Annotated in this window: 12 protein-coding genes; 11 read left to right on the forward strand and 1 reads right to left on the reverse strand. The window is 69.1% G+C overall.

Annotation, left to right across the window (positions count from 1 at the left end; genetic code table 11):
* Positions 1–37: 37 nt before the first annotated feature.
* The 4 genes from ACTIF1_RS12325 (at position 38) to ACTIF1_RS12340 (ending at position 5,113) form a co-directional block, all read left to right on the forward strand.
* On the forward strand, positions 38–1,027 hold the full coding sequence (locus ACTIF1_RS12325; protein WP_439596718.1) for a TAXI family TRAP transporter solute-binding subunit: 990 nt from the start codon (positions 38–40) through the stop codon (positions 1,025–1,027).
* A 102-nt stretch (positions 1,028–1,129) separates the two neighbouring features.
* On the forward strand, positions 1,130–3,448 hold the full coding sequence (locus ACTIF1_RS12330) for a methyl-accepting chemotaxis protein (protein WP_439596719.1): 2,319 nt from the start codon (positions 1,130–1,132) through the stop codon (positions 3,446–3,448).
* Between the two features lie 75 nt (positions 3,449–3,523).
* Positions 3,524–4,546, forward strand: coding sequence for an aspartate-semialdehyde dehydrogenase (locus ACTIF1_RS12335; RefSeq protein ID WP_439596720.1), 1,023 nt, complete (start codon positions 3,524–3,526; stop codon positions 4,544–4,546).
* A 114-nt stretch (positions 4,547–4,660) separates the two neighbouring features.
* Positions 4,661–5,113, forward strand: coding sequence for a hypothetical protein (locus ACTIF1_RS12340; protein ID WP_439596721.1), 453 nt, complete (start codon positions 4,661–4,663; stop codon positions 5,111–5,113).
* Between the two features lie 29 nt (positions 5,114–5,142).
* On the opposite strand, the gene ACTIF1_RS12345 is transcribed toward ACTIF1_RS12340, so the two are convergent.
* Complete coding sequence (locus tag ACTIF1_RS12345; RefSeq protein WP_439596722.1) at positions 5,143–5,304, reverse strand: hypothetical protein; 162 nt, start codon at positions 5,302–5,304, stop codon at positions 5,143–5,145.
* A 191-nt stretch (positions 5,305–5,495) separates the two neighbouring features.
* Between ACTIF1_RS12345 and sdhC the strand changes: the two genes are divergently transcribed.
* From sdhC to ACTIF1_RS12380, 7 genes are all read left to right on the forward strand, one after another.
* A complete protein-coding gene (gene sdhC, locus ACTIF1_RS12350; RefSeq protein ID WP_439596723.1) occupies positions 5,496–5,906 on the forward strand; it encodes a succinate dehydrogenase, cytochrome b556 subunit in 411 nt (136 codons plus the stop codon).
* Between the two features lie 11 nt (positions 5,907–5,917).
* Positions 5,918–6,310 (forward strand): succinate dehydrogenase, hydrophobic membrane anchor protein, encoded by a 393-nt coding sequence (sdhD, locus tag ACTIF1_RS12355; protein ID WP_439596724.1) that lies wholly within the window; start codon positions 5,918–5,920, stop codon positions 6,308–6,310.
* Positions 6,311–6,382: 72 nt separating this feature from the next.
* Complete coding sequence (sdhA, locus tag ACTIF1_RS12360) at positions 6,383–8,200, forward strand: succinate dehydrogenase flavoprotein subunit (protein WP_439596725.1); 1,818 nt, start codon at positions 6,383–6,385, stop codon at positions 8,198–8,200.
* Between the two features lie 17 nt (positions 8,201–8,217).
* Complete coding sequence (locus tag ACTIF1_RS12365; protein ID WP_439596726.1) at positions 8,218–9,000, forward strand: succinate dehydrogenase iron-sulfur subunit; 783 nt, start codon at positions 8,218–8,220, stop codon at positions 8,998–9,000.
* A gap of 81 nt (positions 9,001–9,081) precedes the next feature.
* Positions 9,082–9,501, forward strand: a complete 420-nt coding sequence (locus ACTIF1_RS12370; RefSeq protein WP_439596727.1) for a DUF4149 domain-containing protein — start codon at positions 9,082–9,084, stop codon at positions 9,499–9,501.
* 105 nt (positions 9,502–9,606) lie between these two features.
* Positions 9,607–10,695, forward strand: a complete 1,089-nt coding sequence (locus tag ACTIF1_RS12375; protein ID WP_439596728.1) for a TRAP transporter substrate-binding protein — start codon at positions 9,607–9,609, stop codon at positions 10,693–10,695.
* A gap of 97 nt (positions 10,696–10,792) precedes the next feature.
* Positions 10,793–11,596: an undecaprenyl-diphosphate phosphatase gene (locus tag ACTIF1_RS12380; RefSeq protein WP_439596729.1), complete on the forward strand. Its 804-nt coding sequence runs from the start codon at positions 10,793–10,795 to the stop codon at positions 11,594–11,596.
* Positions 11,597–11,731 lie beyond the last annotated feature (135 nt).

The raw sequence follows: 11,731 nt of genomic DNA on the forward strand, positions 1-11,731 counted from the left end.
AATCGGCTGCAACGAAACAGTCCAAGGGAGACGAAACATGCTGCGCCGCAACCTGCTGGCCGCCACGGTCCTGGGCGCCACCGCGCCCCTTTTCACCCCCGCACTCGCCCAGCCGCGCAATGCCGCATGGCCGCGCGCCCTGAACATGGGCACCGCCGCCCCGGGCGGCACCTATGCGCTCTATGGGCCGGCCTGGGGCCAGATCGCGCAGGAAGCGACCGGCGTGCAGATCTCCTTCCGCACCACCCAGGGCCCGAACCAGAACATCATCCTGGTGAACCGCAAGGAGGTGGAGCTGGGCATGGTGACCATGGGGGTCGCCCTGCAGGCCTGGAACGGCGTCGGCGCCTGGACCCAGGGCAACCGCTTCCGCGACATCCGCGCGCTGTTCCCGATGTATGACACGCCCTTCCACGGCATCGCCCTGAAGCGCAGCGGCATCACCAAGCACAGCGACCTGAACGGCAAGAGCGTGGGCGTCGGCCCGCGCGGCGGCACGCCCGGCACCTACTACCCGCTGCTGCTGCAGGAGCTGGGCATCACGCCCTCCGCCGTGCGCTACGGCTCGGCCTCGGACCTGGTGGGGCAGATCCAGGACGGGCTGCTGGACAGCTTCCTCTTCGCCTCCGGCGTGCCGGTGCCCGCCTTCTCCGAGATCGAGGTGCAGGCGGAGGTCAATTTCCTGGACTTCAGCGCCGAGGAAGCCGCGAAGCTGACGGCGAAATTCCCGGAGCTGGCCGGCGGGTCGCTGCCGGTCGGCACCTATCGCACCCAGCAGCGGCCGCTCGGCATCGTCGGCATGTACAACTTCGCCATCGGCCACAAGTCGCTGCCCGACGACCTGGCCTATGAGATCACCAAATCCGTGCTGTCGCAGAATGCCCGCTTCAAGGCGGCGATTTCCGCGGCCTCGGAGACGGTGGCAGCGAACTGGTCGAAGAACACCTTCCTGCCCTTCCACCCCGGCGCCGCGCGCTACCTGCGCGAGGTCGGGCAGCAGGTGCCGGACAATCTCGTGATGGCCTGAACCGATCCGTGACGCATCCGGGGCGGCAGCGCCCCGGATGTTCACGCGCTGGCAAGACGCATCTGCCAGAGTCCAGGCTTCGCGATCCGTGGAGCCTGCAATATGCGTTTCCTCCTCGACCTGTCGATCGGCCGCAAGCTTGCGGCCTCGGCAGTGCTGGCCTTGCTGTTGCTGCTCGGACTCGTCGTGGTGATCTGGCAGGAGACCAGCGGCATCCTGGCCGAGCAGCAGGTCTCGGCCGCCGTGCAGACCTCCATGGACCGCATGGAAGACGGCGCCGACCAGCTGCGGGAGGTGGCGATGCTGGAACGCGACCTTCTGCTGACGCATGACGAGGCCGGCCAGGCCCCCGCCTGGGCCGCGATCGAGACCGCGATCCGGGAGGGCGTGGCCGGTGTCCGCGCCGCGATGAGTGGGCTGGATGACGCTGGCATGGTGGCCGCCGCGGACCGGCTGGCCCAGGCGGCGGAGGTCTATCGCGCGGCGCTGCAGCGGGTGGCGCAGCAGCGCATGGTGATCATCCAGGCGCGCGAGAAGGAATTGTTCCCGCTTTCGGCCGATTACGACAGCCTCTTCGAGGCAGTCTCCGCCAGCTTCGGCTTCGACCTGCCGGCGGACCAGCAGGATGATGCGCGGCACCGGCTGCTGACCGTGCATGGCGCGGTGAACGATGTGCGGATCGGCGTGCAGCGCCTGCTGGCCACGGGCGACGAGGCACAGGTGCGGCGGGTGCGCCGCGGCATCGCCCAGGCCCGTGTGCATAGCCGCGGCCTGCTCTCGCTGGAGGCGCCGGGCCGGCTGCGGGAGGATGTGAACCGCCTGGCGGAACGCGCCCAGGGCATCGGCGCCGCGGCGGCCCGAATCCTCGATGCCGGGGAGGAGGTGAGCAAGGCGCGGCGCGAGCTGGTGGCGCCCGCGCGCGAGGCGATGCAGCAGGCGGTGGAGGCCCTGGCCGAGGCCGGGCAGGCCGTCGCCAATGCGCATCGCGAACAGGTGATGCAGCGCGCCGATGTGGTGCGCAGCGGCGCGCTGTGGTCCGGCGGCGCCATCGGCCTGGTGCTGCTGCTGTCCTCGCTGGCCATGGCCCGTGGCATCGGCGCGCCGATGCGCCGGCTCTCCGCCGTCATGGCGCGTATCGCCAGCGGCGATGCCGCCGTGGCGGTGCCCGATCGCGGCCGCCGCGACGAGATCGGCCAGATGGCGGAGGCGCTGGAAGGGCTGCGCGCCACCGTCAACCGCGCCTTCTCCCAGGGCCAGATGATCGAGCAGCTGCCCTCGGCGGTGATGAGCGCCGATCCGCGCGACGGCTTCCGCATGACCTATATGAACGCCGAGGCCCAGCGCCTGATGGGCAGCCTGCGCCAGGTGCTGCCCTGCGGGCCGGAGGCGATGATCGGCCAGAGCATCGACCTGTTCCACAAGCACCCCGAGAAGCAGCTGGCCCTGCTGGCCGACCCGTCGCGCCTGCCGCATAGCGCGCGGATCACGCTGGGGAATGAGGTGCTGGAGCTGCGCATCTCCGCCATCCGCGACGCCGCCGGCGCCTATAGCGCGGCGATGCTGACCTGGAGCCTGGTGACCGAACAGGTGCGCCTGGCCGATACCTTCGAGAATGAGGTCGGCGCCGTGGTCACCGCCGTGGCGCAATCGGCGGAGCGGCTGCAGCGATCGGCCATCGCGCTCTCCGGCACCGCCGCGACATCCGGCGAGGAAGCGGCGGCGGTGGCAGCGGCCGGCAGCCGGGCGCAGGGCGATGTGCAGGCGGTGGCCGCCGCGGCCGAGCAGATGGCCAGCTCCGTCACCGAAATCTCCCGCCAGGTGGGCGAGGCCGCCCAGGTGGCCGGCCGTGCGGTGGAGGAGGCGCGCGCCACGGATGCCACCGTGCAGGGCCTGTCCGAGGCCGCAACGCGCATCGGTGATGTGGTCCGGCTGATCGGCGATATCGCCGGGCAGACCAATCTGCTGGCGCTGAACGCCACCATCGAGGCCGCCCGCGCCGGCGAGGCCGGCAAGGGCTTTGCCGTGGTCGCCAGCGAGGTGAAGTCCCTGGCCGGGCAGACCGCCAAGGCCACCGAGGAGATCGCGGCCCAGATCAGCCAGATGCAGACGGCCACCACCCAGGCGGTGACCGCCATCCGCGGCATCGGCAGCACGGTGGAGCGCACCAGCGAGATCGCCACCGCGATCGCCGCCGCGGTGGAACAGCAGGGCGCCGCGACGCAGGAGATCGCCCGCAGCGCCGGCCAGGTGGCAGAGGCGACGCAGACGGTCGCACGGCGGATCGAGGGGGTGCGCGGCGCGGCCGAGGCCACCGGGACGGCCGCCACCGCCATGCGCGATGACAGCGGCACCCTGGCCGACCAGGCGACCCAGCTGCGGCAGAAGACCGACAGCTTCCTGCGGGCCGTGCGGGCCATGTGAGCTTGCCCCCCGAGCTTGCTCCCCTGGGGAGGAAGCGCCTAAGCCCGCTCCTGGCAGACGAGGCAGGAGCGGCAGATGGGCTACAGAATGGCCGTGGTCGGCGCCACCGGGGCGGTGGGGCGCGAGATCCTCAAGACGCTGGCGGAGCGCAACTTCCCGGTGGACAGCATGGTGGCGCTGGCCTCCGGCCGCTCCGCCGGGCAGCAGGTCTCCTTCGGCGACGACCAGGTGCTGACGGTGAAGTCGCTGGACAGCTTCGACTTCAAGGGCATCGACATCGCGCTGTTCTCGCCCGGTGCCGCGATCAGCGCCGTGCATGCGCCGCGCGCGGCGGCGGCGGGCTGCGTGGTGATCGACAATACCAGCCAGTTCCGCATGGACCCCGACGTGCCGCTGGTGGTGCCGGAGGTGAATCCACAGGCGCTGGCGCGGTTCAGGAAGCGGCGGATCATCGCCAACCCGAACTGCTCGACCATCCAGATGGTGGTGGCGCTGAAGCCGCTGCATGACCTGGCGCGGGTGAAGCGCGTCGTGGTCTCCACCTACCAGTCCGTCTCCGGCGCGGGGCGGGAGGCGATGGACGAGCTCTGGTCGCAGACCCGCGGCGTCTATGTGAACGAGACCCCGCCCTCCGAGCAGTTCACCAAGCAGATCGCCTTCAACGTCATCCCGCATATCGACAATTTCCTCGGCGACGGCTCGACGCGGGAGGAGACGAAGATGGCGGAGGAAACCCGCAAGATCCTCAGCCCGGATATCGCGGTGATGGCCACCTGCGTGCGCGTGCCGGTCTTCATCGGCCATGCCGAGGCGGTGCATGTGGAATTCGAGGAACCGATCACCGAACAGCAGGCCTGGGAGGCCTTGCGGGAGGCGCCGGGGGTGATCGTGCTCGATCGGCGGGAGGATGGCGGCTATGCGACGCCGGCCGAGATCGCCGGCGAGGACGCCGTCTATGTCAGCCGCCTGCGCCGCGACCTGACGGTGCCGCATGGCCTGGCCTTCTGGTGCGTCAGCGACAATCTGCGCAAGGGCGCGGCGCTGAACGCGGTGCAGATCGCGGAGGAGCTGGTGGCGCAGGGGCTTCTGGAGGGCTGATCGCCTGGGAATGCCTATCGCCGTCATCGGCTCCGGCACGGTGACGGGCCTTGGCTGTCCTGCCTATGCTGCCCGGGCCGCCAGATGACGCGGCTTCACGGGGACACTGAACTGATGCGCTCGTTCTTCCGCGGCCTGGCCCTGGTGGCTGTCGCATGTCTCCCGATCGGTCTTGGGGCTGGCCCTGCCTGGGGCCAGACGATCAACACCAGCTTCGGCTTCCAGCTCTACAACCGCTCCGGCGCCCCGGCGACCATCACCCTGGAGAACCAGGGCCAGACCGCGACCGCCGCCGCCGGAGGGACGGGCAGGGTGAGCAGCCTTCCCTTCGTGTCCTATGCCAATGCCTCCACGGCCTATTACCGCATCGTCATCCGGTCCGAAGGGCAGGTCGTCTACAACGGGGTCCATGAGGTGACCTACAACTACCGGAAGACGGGCTTCGCGCCGGCGCTCGAGCAGCTGTTCTGCCTCCAGGCCAATGCGTCGCGGGTCGCCGGAAGGATCGAGGGTCCCCGCATCACCCAGCAGGGGAACAGCTGCCTCTACGAGTTCACCCTGCGCTGATCTGGTCGCGGGCCTCGTTAACCTCGCTTTCAGAACAGCAGCCGCAACATCGTGGCCAGCGCCGCCCCGGCGGTGAGCAGCTTGTGCACGAGGTCCAGCACCTTCTGCCGGTTCGGTCCGGCGGAGGGTTCAGGGCGGGTAGCGCGGCGGGCGAAGCGCGGCAACCTGGCTTCGGGGTCTCGGGGGTGCATGGGGGCGAGGATATCATTCCTAATCACCCTCCGCATTCACGATTCGTTCTTCTATTTCCGCCAGCCTGCGTTGACGCTATGGCGCGCTGCACCATAAAAGCCTGTCAACAGTGTGCGGCGCGCCCCCTGTCTGGCGCGCCATGAGGAGCGGGCACCGCATGTCATCAGTCCCCGACGCAAGAGATGCGACCATGCTGGGCCGTCGCACGGATGGCACGCCGGTGCGCCGGCCGCTGTCGCCGCATCTGCAGGTCTACGACATGATGCAGATGACCAGCGCGCTTTCCATCTCGCATCGCGCCACCGGCATCGCCTGGACCGCGGGCGCCGCGCTGATGGTCTGGTGGCTGGTCGCCGCCGCCTCCGGCCCCGAGGCCTTCGACCGGGTGCAATGGTTCCTCGGCTCCTTCCTCGGCATCCTGGTGCTGATGGGCGTCACCGCCGCGGCCTGGTTCCACACCCTGGCGGGCATCCGGCACCTGTTCTGGGATGCGGGCTATGGCTACGACCTCCCGACCACCTACAAGTCCGGCCGGATGGTGCTGGTCGGCACCGCGGTGCTGACGGCGCTGACCTGGCTCGCGCTGCTGATCTCCTGGTGAGGGGCGAGACCATGGACCCGACACGCGCCACCACGCTGCGCACCCCGCTCGGCCGCGTCCGCGGCTCCGGCTCGGCCAAGTCCGGCACGCATCACTGGTGGATGCAGCGCGTCACCTCGATGGCGCTGCTGCCGCTGACCATCTGGTTCATCGTCTCGCTCGCCACCTCGGCCGGCATGACGCATCTGGAAGCGATGGCCTGGATCGGCCATCCGCTGAATGCGGTGCTGCTGCTGGCGCTGATCGGGCTGACCTTCCACCACACCGCGGCCGGGCTGCAGGTGGTGCTGGAGGACTATGCCAAGCCGGAGGGGGTGAAGATCGCCGCCATCCTGGCGGTGAAGGCGGTGTGTGCATTGCTGGCGCTGGCGGCCGCCCTGGCCGTTTTGCGCCTTGCGGTCTGAGGTATCGGACCAAATTCGGGTCTAACCGGCGCGGGCCATTTCGCCCCGCCACACGGATGGACGGCAGACCAGATGAACGCCATCTCCAAGCCCGCAATCGGCGGCGGAGCCTATCGGATCGTCGACCACACCTATGACGTGGTCGTGGTCGGCGCGGGCGGTGCGGGGTTGCGCGCCACCTTCGGCATGGGGGCCTCGGGCCTCAAGACCGCCTGCATCACCAAGGTCTTCCCGACGCGGTCGCACACCGTGGCGGCGCAGGGCGGCGTCGGCGCCGCGCTCGGCAATATGGGCGAGGATGACTGGCGCTGGCACATGTACGACACCGTGAAGGGGTCGGACTGGCTGGGCGACCAGGACGCCATCGAATACATGTGCCGCGAGGCGATCCCGGCGATCATCGAGCTGGAGCACTACGGCGTTCCGTTCAGCCGCACCGAGGACGGCAAGATCTACCAGCGCCCCTTCGGCGGCCATATGCAGGACTACGGCAAGACGCCGGCGATGCGCGCCTGCGCCGCGGCGGACCGCACCGGCCACGCCATCCTGCACACGCTGTACCAGCAGGCGCTGAAGGCCAATTGCGAGTTCTTCGTCGAATACATCGCCCTCGACCTGATCATGGACGATGAGGGCGTCTGCCGCGGCGTGACCGCCTGGAACCTGGAAGACGGCAGCCTGCACCGCTTCCGCGCCCAGACCGTGGTGATGGCGACCGGCGGCTATGGCCGCGCCTATTTCTCCTGCACCTCCGCCCATACCTGCACCGGCGACGGCGGCGGCATGGTGCTGCGCGCCGGCCTGCCGCTGCAGGACAATGAATTCGTCCAGTTCCACCCGACCGGCATCTATGGCTCCGGCTGCCTCGTCACCGAAGGCGCGCGCGGCGAGGGCGGCTACCTGACGAATTCCGAGGGCGAGCGCTTCATGGAGCGCTACGCGCCGACGGCGAAGGACCTCGCCAGCCGCGACGTCGTCTCCCGCGCCATGTCGATGGAAATCCGCGAAGGCCGCGGCGTCGGCCCGCTGAAGGACCATATCCACCTGCACCTGGAACACCTGGGCGCGGATCTCCTCCACGAACGGCTCCCCGGCATCTCGGAAACGGCAAAAATCTTCGCGGGCGTGGATGTGACGAAGGAGCCCATCCCGATGCTGCCGACCGTCCACTACAACATGGGCGGCATCCCCACGAACATCCATTGCGAGGTGCTGAACCCCACCAGCCAGGACCAGGATCGCGTGGTGCGCGGCCTGATGGCGGTGGGCGAGGCGGCCTGCGTTTCCGTCCATGGCGCCAACCGCCTCGGCACCAACAGCCTGCTCGACCTGGTGGTCTTCGGCCGCGCGGCCGCGCATCGCGCGGCGGAGACGATCAAGCCCGGCGCCAGCCAGCCGCCGCTGCCGCCCGGCGCCGGCGACTCCAGCTGGGCCCGCTTCGACAAGGTGCGCAACGCCAAGGGCGGTTCCTCCGTCTCCGACGTCCGCCTGCAGATGCAGCGCACCATGCAGGAACACGCCGCCGTCTTCCGCACCTCCGAACTGCTGAAGGAAGGCGTGGAGAAGATGGCGAAGGTCGCCTCGGGCTACGAGGATATCCGCATCGCCGACCGCAGCCTGATCTGGAACAGCGACCTGGTGGAGGCGCTGGAGCTGGACAACCTGATCGGCAATGCGCTGACCACGGTGGTGGGCGCCGAGGCCCGCAAGGAATCCCGCGGCGCCCATGCGCATGAGGACTATCCGGAGCGCGACGACGTCAACTGGATGAAGCACACCCTCGCCTGGGTGGACGACAACCGGAACGTGAAGCTGGACTATCGCGACGTGAAGATGCGCACGCTGACCAACGAAGTGCAGGTCTTCCCGCCCAAGGCCCGCGTGTACTAGGGATCGGATCGAAGACCATGGCCACCTTCACGCTGCCGCGCAACTCGACCATCACCAAGGGCAAGCACTATCCCGCGCCGGCCGGCGCGACGAAGGTGCGCAGCTTCAAGATCTACCGCTGGGATCCTGACTCGGGCGAGAACCCGCGCACGGACACCTACGACATCGACCTCGACAAATGCGGGCCGATGGTCCTGGACGCGCTGATCAAGATCAAGAACGAGGTCGACAGCACGCTGACCTTCCGGCGTTCGTGCCGGGAGGGCATCTGCGGCTCCTGCTCGATGAACATCGACGGGCTGAACACGCTCGCCTGCCTGAAGCCGATCGAGGATGTGAAGGCCGAGGTGCGCATCCACCCGCTGCCGCATATGCCCGTGGTGAAGGACCTGGTCCCCGACCTGAGCCAGATCTACGCGCAGCTGCGCAGCGTGGAGCCCTGGCTGAAGGCCGATACCCCCCCGCCGCCGGATGGCGAGCGCCTCCAGTCGAAGGAGGAGCGCGCCAAGCTCGACGGGCTGTGGGAATGCATCCTCTGCTTCTGCTGCTCCACCGCCTGCCCGAGCTACTGGTGGAACGGCGACCGCTACCTGGGCCCGGCCGTGCTGCTGCAGGCCTATCGCTGGATCGCCGATAGCCGCGACGAACACACCGGCGCGCGTCTGGATGCGCTGGAGGATCCCTTCAAGCTCTATCGCTGCCACACCATCATGAACTGCACCCGGACCTGCCCGAAGGGGCTGAACCCGGCCCAGGCCATCGGTGACATCAAGAAGATGCTGGCCGAGCGCGTCGTCTGACGCGCGCCGGCCCCCTTCCCCGCGCGCGGGGAAAGGGGGCCGGGGCTTTGCAAGCGCGACCGCGCACCCACATCGGCCGACATGTCCGCCCTCTTCCTCATCGCGCTGTTCTGCACGGCGCTGCTCTTCGGCGGCATGGCCTTCTTCGCCGCGCTCATCGCGCCGCTGGTCTTCCGGCTGCTGCCGGCGGAGATGGCGGGGCGTTTCATCCGCGGTCTCTTCCCGGCCTATTACATCTGGGTCCTGGCCACCTCCGCCGCGGCCTGCGTGGCGCTGTTTCCGCTCTCCAAGCTGGATGCGGGCATCATGGCGGCCGTCGCGGGCCTCACCGTCTTCCTGCGCCAGGTGCTGATGCCCCGCATCAACGCGCTGTCGGACCGGGTGAAGGCGGGGGATGCCTCGGCCCGGAGGGGCTTCGATACCGGCCATCGCCTCTCCGTCGCCGCGAATCTGCTGCAGATGGTGGCGGCCGGCGTCGTGCTCGCGGGATTCGTCTTCTGACCTTCCGGGCGCAATAAACCGCCACTTTCCGCCGGCTTCAGGATCGATTAATCCTGACGACCGAAGCGGGCCCCTCGCCCGTGCGCCCATCCCGGGAGGAAGTTCATGAACCGCCGTGCCATGCTGGGCGCCGCCGCCGCGGCCGCGCCCCTCGCCCTCGCGACCCCCGCCCTCGCCCAGGCCAATCCGGAAGTGCGCTGGCGCGCCGCCTCCTCCTTCCCCCGCGTCTTCGACGTGCTCTACGGCACCTTCGAGAAGGTGGCCGCCCGCGTCGCGCAGCTGACCGAGGGCAAGTTCCGCATCCAGACCTTCCCGGCGGGCGAGATCGTCGGCGGGCTGCAGGTGCTGGACGCCGTCCAGGCCGGCACCATCGAGGCCGGGCACACCGCCTCCTACTACTACATCGGCAAGGAGCCGGGCTTCGCCCCCTTCACCGCCATGTGCTTCGGCCTGAACACCCGCCAGATGACCTCCTGGTTCCGCTACGGCGGCGGCAACCAGCTCGCGGCGGAGCTGTTCAACGAGTACAACATCCACGGCATCACCTGCGGCGACACCGGCGCGCAGATGGGCGGCTGGTTCCGCAACGAGATCACCTCGGTGGACCAGCTGCGCGGCCTGAAGTTCCGCATCACGGGCCTGGCTGGCCAGCTCTTCACCCGCCTCGGCGCCGCGCCGACGCTGATCGCCCCGGCCGATATCTACCCCTCGCTGGAGCGCGGCGTGATCGATGCGGCCGAATTCGTCGGCCCGCATGACGATGAGCGCGCGAACTACGTCCGCGTCGCCCGCTTCTACTACGCCCCGGGCTTCTGGGAGCCGGGCGCGCGGCTGCACTTCATGTCGAACATGCGCGCCTGGAACGCCCTGCCGGACCAGTACAAGCACGCCCTGGACGTCGCCTGCGGCGAGGCCGATGCCGAGATGGTGGCCCGCTACGACTTCCTGAACCCGCAGGCGCTGCGCCGCCTGGTGGCCGCCGGCGCGCAGCTGCGCTTCTGGCCGCGCCCGGTGCTGGAAGCCGCCTGGAAGGCGAATGAGGAGATGAACGCCGACCTGTCCCGAAGCAATCCGCGCTTCGCCAAGATCATGGAAAGCTACAACCGCTTCCGCACCGAGCAGTTCCAGTGGTTCCGCATCGCCGAGAACAGCTACGACAACTTCGCCTTCTCGGCCGCCCAGACGGTGCGCTGACAGGGTAAAATCGAGGCCATGCAAGGCGGCGCACCATCGCGGTGCGCCGCCCGCTGCCGTATAGCCGGCCCGGAACACCGGTACGGATGACGCGCGGATGGATCTCGGGACACTGCTCTCCGCCCTGGCCATGGGCGTGGTCGAAGGCGCGACCGAATTCCTGCCGATCTCCTCGACCGGCCACCTGATCCTCCTCGGCGAGCTGATCGGCTTCCAAGGCCCGCCCGGCAAGACCTTCGAAATCAGCATCCAGCTCGGCGCCGTGCTCGCCGTGGTCCTGCTGTTCCGCACCACCCTCTGGCGCCTGGCCACCCTCGCCTGGCGACCCGGCCCGGAACGCTTCTACGCAATCAACCTGATCCTGGCCTTCATCCCGGCCGCCATCCTGGGCGCCACCTTCCACAGCACCATCACCCGACTGCTGTTCAGCCCCTGGGTGGTCTGCTTCGCCCTGATCCTGGGCGGCATCGCTATCATCGCCATCGAACGCTGGCGGCCCAACCCCTCCATCCACTCCGTGCCCCAAATGGGACCACTCGCCGCCCTCCTCATCGGCTTCGGCCAGGCCCTGGCGATGATCCCCGGCACCTCCCGCTCCGGCGCCACCATCATCACCGCCCTGCTGGTCGGCGTCGAACGCCGCACGGCCGCGGAATTCAGCTTCGTCCTGGCCATCCCCACCATGTTCGCCGCCACCGCCTACAGCCTCTACAAGGCCCGCGCGGAACTGGACCTCTCGGCCGCCGGCCAGATCGGCATTGGCTTCCTCACCGCCTTCCTCGTGGCCCTGGTGGTCGTCCGCTGGCTGATGAGCGTGATCACCCGCATCGGCTTCACCCCCTTCGGCTACTACCGCATCGCCCTCGGCACCCTGATGCTCGCCTTCCTGATCCTGCGCTGAGGCCGCGCGGCGGGAGAGGCTGCGCTGGGTGATTTGCAGGGGGACGCTGTCCCCCTGCACCCCCCGCCACGAGGCACTGGCCACCAGGACCGCAAGACCCAGATCAGAAAAGGAGTGGGGGCGGGGGGTCCGCCG

This window comes from Falsiroseomonas sp., assembly GCF_051860665.1.
Classification (GTDB): domain Bacteria; phylum Pseudomonadota; class Alphaproteobacteria; order Acetobacterales; family Acetobacteraceae; genus Falsiroseomonas.